A 16,251-nucleotide genomic window follows, 5' to 3' on the forward strand; every position below is an offset into this window, starting at 1 on the left:
AACAAACAATGTCTGCTGTCTTCAGGAAGATCATCCGCGACCACAAGCTCTCGGCGCGCCTCATCCCGGTCTTTACGCTCGCCCCCGAGTTGGAGTTGTGCTGCTCGCGCGTTGCGGATTTCATCGGCGAGCGCTACATGGGCGAGACGGAGCCACTGGTCAAGGAGATGCTCGACAGCGCGCTCGCGAGTTTCAAGAAGACGCGCAAGTCCGGCGAGTCGCACGTCGCATTCATGCGCGGGCTATTTGCGCCCGCCTGGCTGCTCTATGCCCGACGCTATGTCGCAAGCGACGGCGAGAAATATCACGTCTGGTCGCCCATGCTCGAGCCTGTTACTGCGTTCGAGGCGCGGCACAGCAATCTGACGGTCGGGATGTCGGATGAGCGGTGCCCCGAGAGAATCACGCAGCGTTCCGTAGCTTTCCAGTTGGCCGCGCGCGCGCTCACGGGCGAGAACTTCCGCCTTTACTTCGAGGACTACGATGTCGCTCACGATCTGGCTGATAGCGAAGCTGTCGCGGGTTGATACCGGTCTCGCGCGTCGCGCGCTGTCGACGGCGCGCGCACAGGACGAGATCGACGCGCCCGCGCCGACTGACCTCAAGCATGGTGCCGGTGCGATGGCCTACGGCCTCGCGCTGTTTGTCAGTCGACGCCCCGTGCATTTCTATGCAGGTCTCGCAGGACTGATGGCGTTCTTTGGCTACATGTTCGCCCGTATCGCGGTCTGGGCATACGACTTCGGAATGCATCACTATGGCCAGTAGTAGCCGTTTCGTTGCGCACGTCCGCCTGTGGTTTTTCTTCGTGCCGTTGCTGGCAGTGTTCGTGATGCCGGCGATTCCGGACCGTTCGCTCTTTGAGATACCGGAAGCAGAGTCGGATTCGGTCGTGGCCGCTCTCGGTGCCGACCGTGCGGGGGAAGCGGCCGAGCGCACGAATTCGCTGTTCCGCCGGGCGTTTGTCGACTCCGGTGTGATGCGTGCCACCGTCGAGGCCACGCGATCAAATGGACTCAACGATGGCGGCGTGTCCACCTTTGCGCATACGTGGGTGCGCAATTTCTGGCTGCTGGTTTACCGTGTGGTCTACCGCGCGACGGTCATGAAGATCTGGCTGTTCGGCACGGCCGTCTTCTGTGTCGCGGCGTTCGTTGACGGTTCAATGCGCCGCAAGATCAAGGCGTCCGCGGCGGGTTTTGCAAGCCCGCTGTCCTTTCACCTTGCCGGGCATGGCATCCTGCTCGTGTTCGGCGTGGCATTTGCGGTGCTCGTCGCGCCGGTCCCGGTACTCGCGCAGTACTGGATTGTGGTCACCGCAGTGCTCGGCGTGCTGATCTGGAAAGCGTCGTCGTCCTACCAGTAGGGCGAGCGCACGGCGAGAAAGCTCCACAAAAACCACTCTCTTTCCGGGTTAAGGCCGTCAACTGGTTGACGGCACGACAATCGATCTTTGACGCGGCTGCGCAGCGACCGCTATGATCGAGCCGTTGTCGCAACCATGGAAAAGCACTTGTGAACATGCCAATCGCACAAGCGAAAGCGATATTTGAATCGGTCAGCAAGGCCGCCGAAGCGTCGGTCGTTGCGAAATTCGGTGAATACAACGATTTGGACCCCGTCCAGAATGCCGCCTACGACCAGGCTCTGTTCCCGTTGCTTGCGGAATATTTTGGCGATGCGCCACTGGCGGAGCTTCTTTCGATCGTTTAGCAACGGTATCCTCCCCCCCCACACCCGGATCACATTGCCGCGTCTGTAACCAAGGACGGCGCCTGTTTCGCGGAGCCAACATTCGATCGAAAGGCTCCGCAAATAACCCCTCTTTCAGTTCAATGCTCGTTCGCTTCCTCGCAACAATAGGTTGACTCGCGCGTCCCGCGCATCACCACAGAGGAACGACAAATGAGCACCGCAACCAACGAAGAAACGAACGTGGCTGGCCACGCTGCGCCAGAACTCGACAGCAACGCGGAGGATGTGACCGGCGCAGCAGGCACGGGCCTGGCGACCGTACCAATGGTGACCGACGGAGCCGATGACGGGGAGATCGAGCGCGAACTCTCCGAGATGGAAGCCGACGCCGCGACCCTGCAACGCGAAGGGATGATTTCCGAGCAGGAAGCGGCTGAGAAGCGCGAACAGGTTGCACGCACCCGCAAGTTCTTCCGCGATCTGCCGCCGGCGGAACGCGCGGCGATCGTCCAGCGTCGCCGCGAAATCGGCCGTCAGCTGATGGAGCGTCAGCTTTCGGGTGCCGCCGTCGTGAAGGCCGCGGTGCGCCTGAACCATACGCGCCTGAAGCCGCTGTTTGAACAGTGGTGGCCGTACCTAAATCGCATGAGCATCAACATGCAGCGCTTCGGCCGCTCGACGTTCGGCGCGCAGGACCAGGGCATGGTAACCGGCTGGTTTGAAAAGCAGGTCGCGGATCTGGAGGCGTACGTCGACGAGCAGCTCGAGGTTGCGAGCGGATTCCGCCAGCGTACGCAGGCCGAGATGACCGGGCGCGGCGATGTCGTCTTCGTGCCGACGGTCACCCTGCCATCGCTCGATATCGAGGTCGAAGCCTATTCGCGTTTCTCGATGCGGCTGCTGTCGCTGCTGCTCAAATTCGATCGGGTAATGGACAACTTCGATTTCCTCGTCTGGAACGGCATCCGCGACCAGTCGGACATGGACGAGGAAACCTCGCGCTTCCTGCGCAAGTTCCATCCGGTCGGCGTCCGTGGCTACATGACACACCTGCGCCTGATGACCACTGTGCGCGGCCGGTAGGTCGGCCGCTGTCTGATCGGGGAGGGAATTATGCTCAGCCACAACGAAACTGGAGCTATTGCAGGTTGCTTCGTCATATTCGTGGCGCTTGCGGGAAAAGCTGTTGAAGCCTGCGCTCACTGGTTCGGTCTGACTCTGCCATGGTGGGAAGCGCCCCTGATTTTGCTGACTATCGTGGTTCTGAGTGGGATTCTGCTTGCCCATCGCGAAAGGACGGCCGAAAAGCGCCGGAACATCCGGGAAATCGCTCCGCACGACCTTGACGTTTCTGCGTGATGCTCGACGGACTGAACCCGCAGCAGCGCGAGGTCGTTGAGTCGCGCCGGCCCTGCCTGGCCATCGCCTGCCCGGGCGCAGGCAAGACGAAGACGATTGCCGCCAAGGCCGCCTGGCTGCTGTCGCAGCCGAAAGCCATCGTTGGCGCAGTCACCTTCAGCAAGGATGCTGCCGCCGAGCTGCGCGATCGCATCCTCGCGCTTGCCGGCGCCGATGCGAAGCGCAGGCTGCTCGCCGGCACCTTCCACTCCCTTGCGTTCCGGCAACTGGGCGGCGGTACCGGCCGCAAGCGCGACATCGCGTCCGATGGCGATCGCGCGGGCCTCATCGCGCGTGTGCTCGCCGAGCGTGGCCTGACATGGAAGGTCGAGGAGGTGATTCCCCTCATCGAGCGGGTCAAGACCAACTTCGGCCGGGTCGACGCGGGCACGACAGAAGCGGAGATCTATCACGCGTATCAGGAGGCGCTCGCGCGCAACGGCAAGATCGATTTTCAGGACATGCTGCGGCTTTCCGTCGAGGGCATGGAGGCGGGCGACATCGAGCCCTACGCCGTCACCGATCTGCTCGTTGACGAGTTCCAGGACACCGATCCGCTGCAGTACCGCTGGGTCGAACTGCATGCGCGCGCGGGCGCGACCGTCACGGTGGTAGGCGACGACGACCAGAGCATTTACGGATTCCGCTCTGCGCTCGGCGTGCGCGGCATGGAAAGTTTCGCCTCGACCTTCGAGGCGCAGCGCATCGTGCTGGGCAGCAATTACCGGTGCCGCGACGAGATACTGTCCGCAGCCGACCGCGTCATCCGGAACAATGTCGACCGGATATCCAAGCTGCTGCATGCGGAGCGCGGCGGGGGCGGTGCGGTCTCGGGTCTTCGGTTCGAGGACGAGTATGCCGACGCGGTGGCGGCAATCGAGGCCATGCAGCCACGGCTTGCGGCCGGCCAGTCATGCGCGATTCTCGCGCGCACCAACCGCATTCTGGACCCACTCGAAGCGGTGTGCCAGTCGCACGGCGTGTCGTATTTCCGCGCGTCCGGGTACTCGGTCCTGAACCGGCCGCAGGGCGCGCTATTGTGCAACCTGCTCGAAATCGTGCAGGGCGCGAAAGACAACGGGCTGGATGCGGTGCTCGCTCACATGGGCATGGGTTCGGACGGTCGGGGCAGCCTGCACCGCGCGATGGGGCCGACGCTTGTCCAGAAGCAGAAGAAGGATCTCGTCGCGCTCGGGCTGACTGACGAGACTGCGACCGCGTACCGGAACTTCATGAAGCGTCTCGCCGAATGGCAGGAACTGTGCGGCCGCCAGTTCTACTCGCTTGCACTCGAAGGTGTGCGTGAGTGGATGCTGTCGTATGCAAAGGCCGAGGCGGCGATCCGTGCGATCCAGGCCACCTATGACGTGATATCCCGGCTTAACGGCCCTTTTACCGAGCGCATCGAATTTCTCAGACGCGATAACAACAAGCCGGTGCCCGGCGCGCTGATTCTCACCACCATGCACAGCTCAAAAGGGCTGGAGTGGGACCACGTATGGATATCGCGGGCGGAGGAAGGGGTCGTGCCCGACGACAAGAGCCCCGAGTCCGAAGAGCGACGGCTTTTCTATGTGGCGATGACCCGCGCGCGAGAAAGCCTCGTCATGACCAGCATCAGGAAGCACGCAGTGTCGCGCTTCGTCGTCGAATCGGAGGCCCGCTGACAACCCGCGGGCTCCAGGCTTCAGAGAACCCGCAAATTCGAGAGCATGACGTCGCGCATGTTTTGTGACGTCGTCCCGGCCGTTGCGTGAGAGTCAACCGGCGGCGCGAACGCGGCGAGGCAGACCAGCAGCTCCTTCGTTACACCAATGCCGATACCGAACCCGGCGGCCTCGCTATCCAGAAGCGGGCCGCGCATCAGGACACCGGCCAGGTCGCGAATGCTGCTCACAAGCGCGCGATCCGCAGCCGTCCACTGTTCTTCCGGCAGCGCGAGCAGTTCCGCTACGCGCTGCGGCATGGCGCGCCGTGTGACCCGGGTCGGGGCGCCACTCGTGGTAGCGGGCTCGATGGTCACGGTGCCGACAAGCATGTTCCAGAGGTGCTCGGGTTTCATTTTTCAGGATCCTTGCCAGGCGTGTCAGTTGTTCGCCGCAGAGAGCGGCAGATGCTGGACGTTTGAAGGCGGAACGTCGGCGGGCGCGGCCTTCTCCTTACCGTGAACGGGCGACTGCAGCTTCGCGTCGCCGTCGGCAGCCGGCGCGTCGATCGTTAGTTCGCGCGACACGCGCTTGAGCTGGCCGTCGATCGCCGCACGTGGACCGAGCCGTATCGTGCCGCAATAGAAGATGTTGCCCTTCACGCGGCCGTTGATCTCGAGCGTCGCGCGTGCGCGGATGTCGCCTTCAACGGAGCCGTCGATCCGCACGTGTTCCCCCTGCACGGTGCCCTTGACCATGCCGCCGAGGCCGACATGCAGCAGTCCGGCATTCGATATCAGGTTGCCGTCAACGATCCCGAAGCTGCTGAGTCCATGATCGAGGATGAGGTCGCCGTGGATGGTTGCACCGGCGGCGAGCAACGTCACATTGAGCGTCTGGGTTTTCATGAGTGAGAGTTAGAAGAGTTGGACGTCGCCGGACTTGCCGACAGGGTTCGCGGGCTTTGTGCCGGTTCCCGCGGGCAGGGCCGTGCTCTCGCTGGACGCATCCGGTGGCTCGACCGTACGGTGGTGCACAGGGTGATGGATAGGTTTCTGGATGGGCTTTGTTGCCGGGATCGAGGGGACTGCGGAAGCTGCCACTTCAGGCGCGTTGCGAGTGACCATCGGTTGAGTCACGGTCGCCGCCGTTGCGGGTGTCGCGATGCCTTCTGCGGCGGGCGCGACGGCCGCGACCGCAGTGCGGGGTGCGTGAATTGGCGACGCCGCGGCGGTGGCCAGCTCTGCTTGCGATGTCGCGGCCGCGCGCTGTTCAGTTGCGCGAGGCGCGGGTGCGGCCGATAGCGCTCGCACGTCGACGCTGGACATGGCCGACGGTGGCGCATTCGATGCGCCGATGAAGTCACGATCAGTCAGCGGCCGCGCCGGCGCCACATTGACCGGCATGTCCTGCAGGCCTGCTGGTCTGTGGGGCGCTGGGTCCGTATGGAGACTAGCGTGTACCGGCGCGGAAGTATGAATCACCTGAAAGAGGTGAAGACCACCCAGGGCCGCACCCACAGCAAGCGCCCCGACTCCCAGGCCGATTAGAACGGGCCGCGCAATGCGGCGCGTTATGCCAGATGTGGCGCGCCGGTCGCCACGATCGGCGGGCGCGGGAAGGGCTGGCATCGCCGCAACCTGCCCGGCAATGTCGATCGTGACAGGCTGCGACGCGTACTGCGCGTGCAGCGACTGGATTTCACGTAAATCCATCGTTCCATCTCCAATGGTGTGGTTGACCGGGGCAGGCGCGTTTACCGGTCGCGGCGCGAGCCGTCGGCGTCGTACTGGTCGTTGTCGGGCAGGCAGACGAAGACGATGTGCCTTATACGCTTCTCTGCGTTGGCGAGAATGTTCTCGCGGTCCTCTGGCTGGATTTTCTGCGAGAGCAGTGCCTCGATCGTGCGCACGAAGAGGCGGTCGTATTGCGTCAGGCAGCGCACGAGCCGGCCCGCGAGCGGATGCGTGATCTTCAGTTCGATCACTTCATGCGGTAGCACCAACGGGCGGGCGTTGTGCTTTTCGATCCAGGCGATGGCCTTGGTCAGCCATTCGTCCGTTTCGCGGAATGCCCTGTCCAGCGCCCTGACTTTCCCGCTTCGTGCGACCGTCACCTTCGCGGCGCAGAAGTTGTAGTCCGAGCGGATGAAGGTGCGCGCGAACTGCGAGCTGTACTCGAGCAGCGTGCTGGCGTCGGAATTCGGGATGATCCGCTCAAGACGCGTGTCGCTGATCATCCGGTCGATGGGCTTCAGCCCGGTCGCCGTCGGGTACGGGGATGCAGCGGCGGGCGGCGGGGTATCGCTCGCTTCGGGCGCAGAGGCGGCTAGCGTGAGTGCGGGACGCGACTCGCCGGGCGGCGACTCACGCTCCGGATCGGACGGGAGTTCAAGAACGGCGGACATGGTTTTTTTCGGGTGTGGTCTCTCTCCCGATCATTGTGTGTGAAGTACCGCACACAGGTTGACCCGAAAGCTACGCTGAATTCGACAGCTTTCCGGGATTCACCACGGCGTTTTTCGGCAATACTGAATCCATTCCCGGCGTCACTGACGCATCGACCTCGACTCTGTAGCCCGGAGTCCATCTTCTGTACAAGCCGTGCCCTTGAGCATGCTCCGACCAGCCGGCAACTGGTGTGGAATCTTCTGCTGATGAGCGCCTCGCCCGCGCTCCCCATCTTTCAGTCATGAAACTCGCTGCTGGCCGCTCTCATGAGCGCCGTGGCATCGTTTGAGCCCGGATATTCGGGTGTCTCTCTCCAGACCCATCCGGGTAAAACGATCGTAGTGGACTGATCCGTGATCCTGCGGCGGAATGAATTTTCCGAAAATGGGCTGTTGCGCAGCGTGACCATGCTGCGCGAGGGCGATCTCCCGCCCTCGTATCTGAGCCTTGCGGCTCCCTGAGCGCCACGTCCCCGGAAGGGACGTGGCGCCCGGGTCATTTCAACCGAATCCAGAAAGCGCGTTCCTCAACCGGGACGCGCTTTTTTTTCGTCCGTTGTCTTTTCTCAACCGGAGGTATCCGTGCTTCCTGATCGTCTTGATGAGCGTATTGCCGAAACGATCCGCAACCGTCTCGAGCGCGAGCGCGCGCGGGTCGACACCGCATCGCCCGCATGGCGTGAGCGGTGCGAGGTCGCAACGGTTGCCATGCTCGGTGACCCCGAGCGGCGCGTCTTTCTTTCACACGTTGCCACGAACCGCGGAGACGCGGCCGCAAACGGTCTGCAGCAGTCCGCAGATCAGATGCGCACGGCAGCCATTTTTATCCTGCGAGGTAACCTGCAATGACAGCTGTAATGACGTTGCCCGATGCTGCTCCCCGCAGCATCGTTGAAGAGCGGGCGATGCGCCCACCGACCATCGGCCGCATCCGGCCTGGCATCAAGGTGCTGAAGTCCAGCGCCCGTGAAAACGCGAAAGCCGCAAACCTGTACCAGACGATGGTCGCTGGCGGATCTTCGTTTGACGACATCGCGAAAGCGATCGAGTCACAGTGCAGGATCAGGGATGCACTGGTGCCGAAGAACGTGCCGTACTTCACGTGCCGCCGCTCCGACTTCACCAGTCCGGACGTCGCCGACGAGATTCTGCGGCTGTATGGCGAGGATCGTGGCGACGGGATAAAACTCTATCGCTTCCCGGTGCTGTTCGCGTTCAACGACTGGATGAGCAATCTGCCCAACCAGATGGCCGCATGGGGTGCGACGGGCCGCAAGTACTTCTCGGAATATGGCCCGGACGGCACGCGCTACTGCAAGACATACGCGAAGATCGAACGCGATCCGCGTGCGCAGCGCGCAAAGCGCCACTTCGGCGGCCGCACCGTGATCTTCCGGCAGGACGATTCGATTCCCGATGGCGTGTGCGATCCCGAGCAGTGTCCGCAGTATCAGTCGCGCCAGTGCAACCTGTCCGCGAGCTTCATCTTCGCGGTACCGGACATCAAGGGCCTGGGCCTGATCGAACTGCCGACCAACTCGATCTACGTGCTGCAGAAGGCGTATGCCGCGATGCAGACCGTGCTGCTTGCACGCGGCAAGCTGACCGGTACGCGCTTCATGCTGTCCAAGCGCGAGTTCGATATCACCCGCATCAACGAAGGCGGCGAGGCAGTGCGGCAGAAGCAGATGCTCACGGTGCTGGACGCCGAGATTGATATCGGCGCGCTGCTCGACGGTGCCGAAGATCCGGCACCGGCGCTTGAATCGGCGAATGCTGCTGTTGCGATGATCGAAACGGGCGGCAACGTCCATGCGCTGCATGCCGACGACGCACAACCGCAAGTCGATCAGCATGCTGGCGGCTCTGCGGAGAGCGGCGCAGATGGCTCACCCGACCCGGACGCCCCGCAATCGCACGGCCTGGCTGGTCCGCTGATGGAGAGGGTGATGGCGGATCTGGCCGACGGCGGCACACGACCGGAGTCGCTCGACGAGAAACGGCACCGCATGTCGGATCTGCTGCAACGGCTTGGGCTGAACGCCGAAGATCGCCAGCAGGGCTTTCGCGTCTATGCACATTCGACGTATGGCCGCGGTTGGGCTGAGCGTGCGAAGGACGTGGACAGCATGAACGAGCGGCTCAAACAGGCTCTGACCGATCCAGCGAAACTCGACGGTGAAATCAATGCGGCGACGCAGGCCGTGCTCTTCAGCGACTAGCGATTGACGCCTGAACCCAGCCCCCCGGGGCTGGCGTTCCTTTTCCCGCGAGAACATTTCAGCAAGGCCGCTTGCTCAAGTGTTTTCGACAGCGCCACTGCGCATCGAATCCAGCCCGCTTCAGCGGCCATTTCTTTTCTTATGGAGTCGTCCGATGCGAAAGGTCGGCAATGTCACCGCGTTTTTCGGCGCGGACGATGTACTCAGCAACTGGCATCCGTGCCGGTTCGTCTACCACGGTGTCGCCTTTACGAGTGTCGAACAGTTCATGATGTTTGCTAAGGCGAAGCTCTTCAACAATGACGTATCGGCGAAAAAGATCCTCGATGCGCGCGATCCGATGACCCAGAAGGCTATCGGCCGCCAGGTCGCCGGATTCGATCTGACGTTGTGGGAAGCACGCCGCGAATTGATCGTCTACGTTGGCTGTCGCGAGAAGTTCGCGCAGAACCCTGGCATGCGCTCAATGCTGCTCGCCACTGCGCCGACGCAACTGGTCGAAGCAAGTCCCTACGACCTGATCTGGGGCGTGGGGATCGGCGTGCATGATTCGCGCATTGGCGACGCGCGCCACTGGCGCGGCATGAACCTGCTCGGCAAGACGCTGATGCGGGTGCGTGACGCGCTATCGCATACCTGATTTTTTAAGCCGCCCGACAAGGGCGTCCAACCCTGACTGGCTGCCTGCGGGCGGCCTTTTGCTTTTATGGAGGCGAATCTTGAAGATCGCACATTTCTCTGACCTGCATTACTCGCCGGAACGCCTCGCCGAAGCAGACCGTTGCTTCGCTTTCGCTGTTGACGACGCCGTGCAACGCGAGGCGCGCGTCGCGGTGATTTCGGGCGACTCGACCGATCACCGGCTCGATGCCCATTCGCCTGCGCTCAACGCGCTCGCGCGGCGCGTCCATCGTCTCGCGGAAGACATGCCCGTACTGATGCTGCAGGGCACGTTCTCGCACGAACCGCCCGGCACGCTCAGCAATTTCGCGCTGATGGGCGATACGTACCCGGTGTTCATCGCCGATCGCGTGCAACAGGTCGCGCTCGTCGATGACCAGTTCTTCGCCTCGGAAGGCCCTCTGTTTTCGCCGCTCGAGCTCGACCAGGTGGTGCGAGACATGCGCCCGGGCGTCGTGTTCACGTGCCTGCCGACCGTCAACAAGGGCAACCTTGCGGCGAGCGTCGGCGCGGTTGCGGCTGGAACCGAACTCGGTGACGTGCTCGCGTCGTATCTCGCCGCCGCTGGCCGCGTGAACCTCCAGTTCCGCGCTGCCGGGATTGCAACGGTGGGCGTCTCGCACGGCACGGTGAACGGCTGCTCGACCGAGCACGGCGTGATCATGGCCGGCTTCGATCATGAGTTCTCGCTCGGTGCGCTGTTCGATGCGCAGTGCAGCGCGTTCATGCTCGGTCATATCCACAAAAGCCAGTACTGGGAGCGCGAGGGCAGGCGTGTCGCGTACCCAGGCTCGATTGGCCGGTTTCACTACGGCGAAGAGGGCGACAAGGGCTATCTGATGTGGGACGTGCAGACGGACGCCGCTGATTCGGAACTGGTTCCGACGCCTTCGCGGCAGATGGTCAGCATCGAGTTCGACGGCCCGCCCGACATGAACAAGCTCGCCGCGCTCGCCGCGGACACGCATGACAAGTTCGTGCGCGTGCGCTGGCAGGTCGACGAGGAGCATCGCCAGCTGGTCGACCGCGATGCGATCGCAACGCTGTTCGCCGGCTCGGAAGGCCTGAAGCTCGAAGGCCGCGTGCTGCCGGTGGTGCGCAGTCGCGCCCAGGGCATCAGTCTGGAAAGCACGGTGGAAGGCAAGGTCGCGCGCTGGTGCGAACTGGCGAGTGTCGAGGCGGAACCCGTCGTTGAGCGCCTGCAGCTGCTCGACTCGGGAGACGCGGAAGCGATCGCGGCCGCCGTGCTGTCGCGCATCGATCTGATGCCTGACGCTCGATCGCTGGCAGTCGCGATTACCGACGGTGTGCCTGTCGTCCAGCCTGCGGCGCCCGAACCTGTCGCGCCGATGTCTGCTGATGTGCCGTCGGTTCCACCGCCGCTCGCGTGGCTGACGGACGATCTTTTTGCGGCTACCTGAAGCCGCCTTCGGGGGAGTGGCCAGCAATGGCGCTCCCGCGCGGAACACAGTCGTGTTCCGATAGCGCGCTAAGTGCGTTATCGGAACAAGATTCACCCGCGTCATTGACGCATCGATAGCAGTTCGCAGCATCCATTGTTTTATTTAACCCTGGCGGGGAGAGATCCCTCCCGGGGACGCACTCCGCCCTTTTTCACGGAGTGTGATCATGTTTGGCCTTTACCCCGCGGGTCCCAGCTGGATCCGCCATTTCAATGGATCAACGCAGGCGCGCGAGCTGCAGCAACTGCTCGTGAAGCACGCGGGCTTCACCGCCGGTATCTTCCATCAACCGTTCGGCCCCGACCGTGGTGCTGTCGTCGCGCAGAAGGGCAGCTTTCTGGTTCTCGGCTCGGACATTGACGCCGGCAACCCGGAACTGGCCGTCGTGCCGGACGTGCAGACGCAGAACCTGCTGTGGTCCTTCAACACCGGTTATGCGAACCAGTGGTCTGATCGCGAGCTACGTGCTCTGACCGGCTGTACCGGCTGGGATGCGTTGCTCAGGCAGGTGACGGCAGAGTTCGGTGCAATCTGTACGTTCGTTGAACGGGCTCTGGACGGATCGCTGGTGCCGCCGGCACCGCAACCTGACCCGCTGCTCAGCAGGATGCTTGCTGACGATGACGACGCCCCCTGGCTGCCGTCGGATTATCTGTTTGACTCGCCGATGCCGGAGGCACCGTCATGCGTCCGCTGAAACTGACCCTCGAAGGCTTTTATGGCGTTCGTGACGGGATGAAGCGCGACAGCGTGACGCTCGATCTCGAATCGCTGCCAGGCGGCCTGATTGCGCTGACCGGCCCGAACGGCGCCGGCAAGTCGACAGTCATGGACAACATGCATCCGTACCGGATCATGCCGTCGCGTGCGGCGAAGCTCTCGGTCGACGCCTTCTCGTACTGGGACCACATCTGTGGCGTCCAGGCGATGAAGGAGCTCGAGTGGGAGCACGGCGGTACACGCTACCGCTCGTCCTTCGCGTTCCGCAAGCCCGGCAAGACAGGGAAGGCGGAATACTTTCTTCTGTATCGCACGGCGGACGGCACGTGGCAGCCGGTTGTGCTGCCTGACGGCACGGTGGCCGACGGCAAGGCTGAGACTTACGACCATTGCATCGAGACGATCTGCGGCACGCTCGAGACGTTTTTTACCAGCGTGTTTTCCGCGCAGAACCGGCGTCCGCTCGCGTCCTACGGTGCGAGCGAGATCAAGGGCCTGCTCGCGGAACTGCTCAAGATCGATCACCTGCGTTCGCTGTCGGTGAAAGCGGGCGACGTTGCAAAGGTGCTAAGTCGCGCGCTCGACGCCGTGCATCAGCAGCTGGTTGCATTCGGCGGCAAGCGCGAGCGTCTATCGCAAACCGTGCGGGCGATCGCCGCAGATGACGAAGCGCTTGCCGCGACCCGCAAGGATCGCGACGCGCGGCAGTCGGATGCAGCAAATCTGATGCAGCAGCGTGCGACGCTCGCCGCGAAGCAGGCGGATAACGCCAGTACCCTCGCGCGTGTGCGGGACCTCACGGGCCGGCGCAACGAGCTCAACGCGGCGCTGCAGGCGAACGCCAGCGATGCGAAGTCGTTTGACCAGCGTGTTGCACAGCGGCGCAGAACGTTGAACGAGACCGTCTCGAAGCATGAGGCGACGCTCGGTCAGCGTGACGCGATTCTGGGTGCCGCGGCCGCGCGCGACGATGCGCAGATGCGTATTGGTAGCGCAGAGGCGAAAGTCGAACCGTTGCAGGCCGCGATCGCCGATCTGGAGCAGAAGCGGTTGACGCTTACCTCGTTGACCTCGGGCCTGAAAGGGCTCGAATCAGACGGGATCTCGAAGGTCACGCTGTTGCGAACGCTGGATGCGCAGGCGGCTGTGATCGGACAGGTTCCCTGTTCCGGTCATGAGATGCATGCCACCTGTCCACTGCTGGCGCAGGCACGGGAAGCGGGGGCGAAAGCCACCGAACACCGTGTGTCGCTGCAGTCGTTGCGGGAGAGTTTTCGCACACAGCGCGCGCAGGCCGACCAGCTGGAGCCGCAGGTATCGCAGCTTGCTGCGAAGCGGGTCGAACTGAAAGCGGTGAATGACACGCTCGCGAGAGCCCGTCAGGATCTGCAGAAAGCTCTCGACCTGGCCGCCCGCAAGCCGCTGCTCGATGCGGCCGCCGAAGGACTGGCCGTCGCCCGTAGCGATCTGCAGACACTCGATGCGGAAGAGCACGATGCACGTCAACGCCGGGAGGCGGAGACCGCACGTCTCACGTTGCAGCTTCAGGAAGTCGATGCCGAACTGGCGCGTCTTGCCGCGGTCGACGTGACCGCGGCGATCGCGGATGTTGACCGTCGACTGACAGCGGCACGCGAGGCGGTGACGGCAGCCGACGCGCGGATCGAAGCAGTGATCCGCGCCCAGGCAACGCGACAGGCCGAACGCGATGCGCTCGAAAAGGAGTTATCCGGTTTCGACGCGACCCAGTCGCGCGCGGACCACATCTCCGATGAGATCGCACGCTGGAAGCTGCTTGCGAAGGGCCTGGGCAACGAAGGCGTCATCGCCCTGACGATCGACGACGCGGGCCCGGCGCTCACGCAGACGGTGAACGACCTGCTGCTCGCGTGTTACGGCACGCGCTTCACGGTCGAGATCCGCACGCAACGGGCACTGGCTACCGGCGAAATGCGCGAGGGGTTTGAAATTCTCGTGCACGACGCCGACAACGACAGCACCAAGGCCGTAACGGTGATGTCGGGTGGCCAGAAAGTCTGGATCAACGAGTGCCTCACGCGCGGTATTGCGCTGTATCTGGCCGGTAACGCGGGCCAGCCGTACCAGACGCTTTTCAGCGATGAATCCGACGGCCCGCTCGACCCCGAGCGCAAGCTGCAGTTCATGCGGATGAAGCGCGAGGTCCTGAAGCAGGGCGGCTACGAGCGGGAATTCTTTATCTCGCAGACGCCCGATCTCGTCGCCGAAGCTGACGCCGTGATCGATGTCGAAGCGCTCGCGGTCTGAGCGTTCTTAACTTCCAACCCTGTGGGGAATGCCCCCACAGGGGCGTTCCCCGTTTAACCGTTGAGGAATGCCATGGAGAATTTTCTGATGTTGCTGATTGCGGCCGGCGCCAGTTCGTCGCTGTGCGCGTGCTCGAACCAGCCGCAGGCGCACACGGAACACGCCAGGCCGTCGATCGTGGTTGTCCAGCCGAAAGGCGAGCCGGGGAACTTTGTCCTCTGCCCGGATGGCCGCGTGCTGACGTTTGCCGTGGGTCACCCGAAAGCCTGCAACTGACCCGACCACTGGTCGGCCTTTGAAGCCCCATTCCTCGCGAGAGGTCTGGGGCATTTTTTTTGTGGAGGTGACTGTGAACAGAAGGATCAAGGTCGCAACCGTCATCGGCGCGCTACTGGCCGCGACGCTGCTGCTCATCGAGCGCGGTCCCGCTGATGCCAGTGGCAATGCGGGTGTTCAGGCGCGTTCCGCGTGCGTGATCCCATCGCCATTTGACCGGCGTATGCGCTATAGCCGCATCTAGTCAGCAGGCGATATCCGGACCGCACCGATCGCGCCTGCCCAATCTTCTTTTAATCCCTACGGGAGCACTCCCGTGGGGAGGGTTTCCTGCACAAGGAGCATCAATGTTGAACGACGGATTCCGAAAAATGCCGCAAAGCGCGGCAGACGACGCGGTTAGCAAGGTCGCATATGAGGACGGGACCAGTCACAGAGCGGCGATATCGACAACGTGCCGATTCGATGGCGTCCGATTTCGCGGCACGCATAAAGGCGCGAGATCAGGGCATTCCGAACAGCATGCGACATCGCTGCAACGAGATGTCGCGCTGGATGTCGACAGCCTCAGAGCGGGTCCAGCCGCGAGCGGGCGATCAGTTCCGACTGCAGCTTGCCGCCTGAACCAGATGTTTGCTGCACCCGCCCGCGCGTTCTCCGGAACCGTGGGCTTTTTTTTCAGGACACTGACGCTTCGTCGATGACCCGGCCGCAGAACACTCTCACGATCGGGCTCACCCGAGAAGATCAGGCTGTTTGATTGACGATTTGCGCGGCGGCAGAGGATATGGTTCAGCGCGCATACCTTCTTCCGGATACAGACTGAGGAACGAACATGCCTCGTCTGTGTTTTTGGACAATAGCCAGTCCTCATATCCGGCGCGCGGCACGACAACCACTGACCGTTTTTCATCGCCTGGCCGGTGAAACCGCTTCATGAGCGGATGCTCGTTTGAATTGACTGTGAGCATCGTGAACGATAGCGCTTTGCCTTCCGGTTCGTCCCACTCGCGCCATAGCCCCGCGATCGCGAACGGCGACCCGTCGGCCATCCCGATCCTCCAACGCACCGCCTTACCTGTCTCGTAGTTCGGCTCGAAGAATGATTTGCATGGGATCAGGCACAGTTGCAGGCGTTTCCATGCGCCGCTGAAGCTTCGCTTCTCGCCGGTCGATTCCGAGCGCGCGTTCATCGTGTCGAAGACCTTCACTCCTGGTGGAATGTGCTTGCGCGGCACGATGCCGAACGTCGCAGGGTCTGTGCTATAGCCTTCCGGGCCACGACGGAAAATCGGCGCGGCGTAGTCCTTGTATATCTCGGACTTGTAGTCGAAATCTGCGAGCGGAAACAGGTCGAAGTAATCGGCTTCGTCGCGCGGGTTCGGTTCGTAGCTCGTACACATGGGGACGCCTCC

General features: G+C 62.9%; 20 protein-coding genes. 15 read left to right on the top strand and 5 right to left on the bottom strand.

Annotation, left to right across the window (positions count from 1 at the left end; all coding sequences use genetic code 11):
* Window positions 1-8: 8 nt before the first annotated feature.
* From BX592_RS15610 to BX592_RS15640, 7 genes are all read left to right on the top strand, one after another.
* Window positions 9-527: a hypothetical protein gene (locus tag BX592_RS15610; RefSeq protein WP_134192741.1), complete on the top strand. Its 519-nt coding sequence runs from the start codon at window positions 9-11 to the stop codon at window positions 525-527.
* Complete coding sequence (locus BX592_RS15615; RefSeq protein ID WP_134192742.1) at window positions 484-768, top strand: hypothetical protein; 285 nt, start codon at window positions 484-486, stop codon at window positions 766-768. Before BX592_RS15610 ends, BX592_RS15615 begins: the two co-directional genes overlap by 44 nt.
* Entirely contained in the window at window positions 758-1,366 is a 609-nt protein-coding gene (locus tag BX592_RS15620) for an IncC plasmid conjugative DNA transfer DtrJ family protein (RefSeq protein ID WP_134192743.1), read from the top strand. The genes BX592_RS15615 and BX592_RS15620 overlap by 11 nt, the downstream gene beginning before the upstream one ends.
* A 155-nt stretch (window positions 1,367-1,521) precedes the next feature.
* Window positions 1,522-1,713: a hypothetical protein gene (locus BX592_RS15625; protein ID WP_134192935.1), complete on the top strand. Its 192-nt coding sequence runs from the start codon at window positions 1,522-1,524 to the stop codon at window positions 1,711-1,713.
* A 192-nt stretch (window positions 1,714-1,905) separates the two neighbouring features.
* On the top strand, window positions 1,906-2,778 hold the full coding sequence (locus tag BX592_RS15630; RefSeq protein WP_134192744.1) for an ATPase: 873 nt from the start codon (window positions 1,906-1,908) through the stop codon (window positions 2,776-2,778).
* A gap of 30 nt (window positions 2,779-2,808) precedes the next feature.
* Complete coding sequence (locus tag BX592_RS15635; protein WP_134192745.1) at window positions 2,809-3,054, top strand: hypothetical protein; 246 nt, start codon at window positions 2,809-2,811, stop codon at window positions 3,052-3,054.
* On the top strand, window positions 3,054-4,760 hold the full coding sequence (locus BX592_RS15640) for an ATP-dependent helicase (protein ID WP_134192746.1): 1,707 nt from the start codon (window positions 3,054-3,056) through the stop codon (window positions 4,758-4,760). Before BX592_RS15635 ends, BX592_RS15640 begins: the two co-directional genes overlap by 1 nt.
* A gap of 20 nt (window positions 4,761-4,780) precedes the next feature.
* Here BX592_RS15640 and BX592_RS15645 read toward each other — a convergent pair whose 3' ends face one another.
* Genes BX592_RS15645 through BX592_RS15660 form a run of 4 tightly spaced genes read right to left on the bottom strand, consistent with a single transcriptional unit; the run spans window position 4,781 to window position 7,146 of the window.
* On the bottom strand, window positions 4,781-5,155 hold the full coding sequence (locus tag BX592_RS15645) for a hypothetical protein (RefSeq protein WP_134192747.1): 375 nt from the start codon (window positions 5,153-5,155) through the stop codon (window positions 4,781-4,783).
* Window positions 5,156-5,179: 24 nt separating this feature from the next.
* Complete coding sequence (locus BX592_RS15650; protein ID WP_134192748.1) at window positions 5,180-5,647, bottom strand: bactofilin family protein; 468 nt, start codon at window positions 5,645-5,647, stop codon at window positions 5,180-5,182.
* Window positions 5,648-5,656: 9 nt separating this feature from the next.
* On the bottom strand, window positions 5,657-6,454 hold the full coding sequence (locus BX592_RS15655; RefSeq protein WP_134192749.1) for a hypothetical protein: 798 nt from the start codon (window positions 6,452-6,454) through the stop codon (window positions 5,657-5,659).
* 41 nt (window positions 6,455-6,495) lie between these two features.
* Complete coding sequence (locus tag BX592_RS15660; protein WP_134192750.1) at window positions 6,496-7,146, bottom strand: AcaB family transcriptional regulator; 651 nt, start codon at window positions 7,144-7,146, stop codon at window positions 6,496-6,498.
* A gap of 624 nt (window positions 7,147-7,770) precedes the next feature.
* Here BX592_RS15660 and BX592_RS15665 point away from each other — a divergent pair.
* The 8 genes from BX592_RS15665 (at window position 7,771) to BX592_RS33825 (ending at window position 15,080) form a co-directional block, all read left to right on the top strand.
* On the top strand, window positions 7,771-8,037 hold the full coding sequence (locus tag BX592_RS15665; RefSeq protein WP_134192751.1) for a DUF7696 family protein: 267 nt from the start codon (window positions 7,771-7,773) through the stop codon (window positions 8,035-8,037).
* Window positions 8,034-9,410: a recombination directionality factor gene (locus BX592_RS15670; protein ID WP_134192752.1), complete on the top strand. Its 1,377-nt coding sequence runs from the start codon at window positions 8,034-8,036 to the stop codon at window positions 9,408-9,410. The genes BX592_RS15665 and BX592_RS15670 overlap by 4 nt, the downstream gene beginning before the upstream one ends.
* Before the next feature lie 154 nt (window positions 9,411-9,564).
* Window positions 9,565-10,050, top strand: coding sequence for an NADAR family protein (locus BX592_RS15675; protein ID WP_134192753.1), 486 nt, complete (start codon window positions 9,565-9,567; stop codon window positions 10,048-10,050).
* A gap of 79 nt (window positions 10,051-10,129) precedes the next feature.
* Complete coding sequence (locus tag BX592_RS15680; RefSeq protein WP_134192754.1) at window positions 10,130-11,512, top strand: metallophosphatase family protein; 1,383 nt, start codon at window positions 10,130-10,132, stop codon at window positions 11,510-11,512.
* Window positions 11,513-11,720: 208 nt separating this feature from the next.
* Entirely contained in the window at window positions 11,721-12,251 is a 531-nt protein-coding gene (locus tag BX592_RS15685) for a hypothetical protein (RefSeq protein ID WP_134192755.1), read from the top strand.
* Complete coding sequence (locus BX592_RS15690; RefSeq protein ID WP_134192756.1) at window positions 12,239-14,560, top strand: SMC family ATPase; 2,322 nt, start codon at window positions 12,239-12,241, stop codon at window positions 14,558-14,560. Before BX592_RS15685 ends, BX592_RS15690 begins: the two co-directional genes overlap by 13 nt.
* Before the next feature lie 87 nt (window positions 14,561-14,647).
* Complete coding sequence (locus tag BX592_RS15695; protein ID WP_243849559.1) at window positions 14,648-14,836, top strand: hypothetical protein; 189 nt, start codon at window positions 14,648-14,650, stop codon at window positions 14,834-14,836.
* Between the two features lie 73 nt (window positions 14,837-14,909).
* Window positions 14,910-15,080, top strand: coding sequence for a hypothetical protein (locus BX592_RS33825; protein ID WP_166676367.1), 171 nt, complete (start codon window positions 14,910-14,912; stop codon window positions 15,078-15,080).
* 490 nt (window positions 15,081-15,570) lie between these two features.
* Here BX592_RS33825 and BX592_RS15705 read toward each other — a convergent pair whose 3' ends face one another.
* Complete coding sequence (locus tag BX592_RS15705; RefSeq protein WP_134192759.1) at window positions 15,571-16,239, bottom strand: SOS response-associated peptidase; 669 nt, start codon at window positions 16,237-16,239, stop codon at window positions 15,571-15,573.
* Window positions 16,240-16,251 lie beyond the last annotated feature (12 nt).

The organism is Paraburkholderia rhizosphaerae, from assembly GCF_004366595.1.
GTDB classification, from domain to species: domain Bacteria; phylum Pseudomonadota; class Gammaproteobacteria; order Burkholderiales; family Burkholderiaceae; genus Paraburkholderia; species Paraburkholderia rhizosphaerae.

What these genes read in the sequence shown, in the direction of transcription:
- BX592_RS15610 (WP_134192741.1), top strand. Translation starts at nt 9, where the DNA reads ATGTCTGCTGTCTTCAGGAAGATCATCCGCGACCACAAGCTCTCGGCG.
- BX592_RS15615 (WP_134192742.1), top strand. Translation starts at nt 484, where the DNA reads ATGTCGCTCACGATCTGGCTGATAGCGAAGCTGTCGCGGGTTGATACC.
- BX592_RS15620 (WP_134192743.1), top strand. Translation starts at nt 758, where the DNA reads ATGGCCAGTAGTAGCCGTTTCGTTGCGCACGTCCGCCTGTGGTTTTTC.
- BX592_RS15625 (WP_134192935.1), top strand. Translation starts at nt 1,522, where the DNA reads ATGCCAATCGCACAAGCGAAAGCGATATTTGAATCGGTCAGCAAGGCC.
- BX592_RS15630 (WP_134192744.1), top strand. Translation starts at nt 1,906, where the DNA reads ATGAGCACCGCAACCAACGAAGAAACGAACGTGGCTGGCCACGCTGCG.
- BX592_RS15635 (WP_134192745.1), top strand. Translation starts at nt 2,809, where the DNA reads ATGCTCAGCCACAACGAAACTGGAGCTATTGCAGGTTGCTTCGTCATA.
- BX592_RS15640 (WP_134192746.1), top strand. Translation starts at nt 3,054, where the DNA reads ATGCTCGACGGACTGAACCCGCAGCAGCGCGAGGTCGTTGAGTCGCGC.
- BX592_RS15645 (WP_134192747.1), bottom strand. Translation starts at nt 5,155, where the DNA reads ATGAAACCCGAGCACCTCTGGAACATGCTTGTCGGCACCGTGACCATC.
- BX592_RS15650 (WP_134192748.1), bottom strand. Translation starts at nt 5,647, where the DNA reads ATGAAAACCCAGACGCTCAATGTGACGTTGCTCGCCGCCGGTGCAACC.
- BX592_RS15655 (WP_134192749.1), bottom strand. Translation starts at nt 6,454, where the DNA reads ATGGATTTACGTGAAATCCAGTCGCTGCACGCGCAGTACGCGTCGCAG.
- BX592_RS15660 (WP_134192750.1), bottom strand. Translation starts at nt 7,146, where the DNA reads ATGTCCGCCGTTCTTGAACTCCCGTCCGATCCGGAGCGTGAGTCGCCG.
- BX592_RS15670 (WP_134192752.1), top strand. Translation starts at nt 8,034, where the DNA reads ATGACAGCTGTAATGACGTTGCCCGATGCTGCTCCCCGCAGCATCGTT.
- BX592_RS15675 (WP_134192753.1), top strand. Translation starts at nt 9,565, where the DNA reads ATGCGAAAGGTCGGCAATGTCACCGCGTTTTTCGGCGCGGACGATGTA.
- BX592_RS15685 (WP_134192755.1), top strand. Translation starts at nt 11,721, where the DNA reads ATGTTTGGCCTTTACCCCGCGGGTCCCAGCTGGATCCGCCATTTCAAT.
- BX592_RS15690 (WP_134192756.1), top strand. Translation starts at nt 12,239, where the DNA reads ATGCGTCCGCTGAAACTGACCCTCGAAGGCTTTTATGGCGTTCGTGAC.
- BX592_RS15695 (WP_243849559.1), top strand. Translation starts at nt 14,648, where the DNA reads ATGTTGCTGATTGCGGCCGGCGCCAGTTCGTCGCTGTGCGCGTGCTCG.
- BX592_RS15705 (WP_134192759.1), bottom strand. Translation starts at nt 16,239, where the DNA reads ATGTGTACGAGCTACGAACCGAACCCGCGCGACGAAGCCGATTACTTC.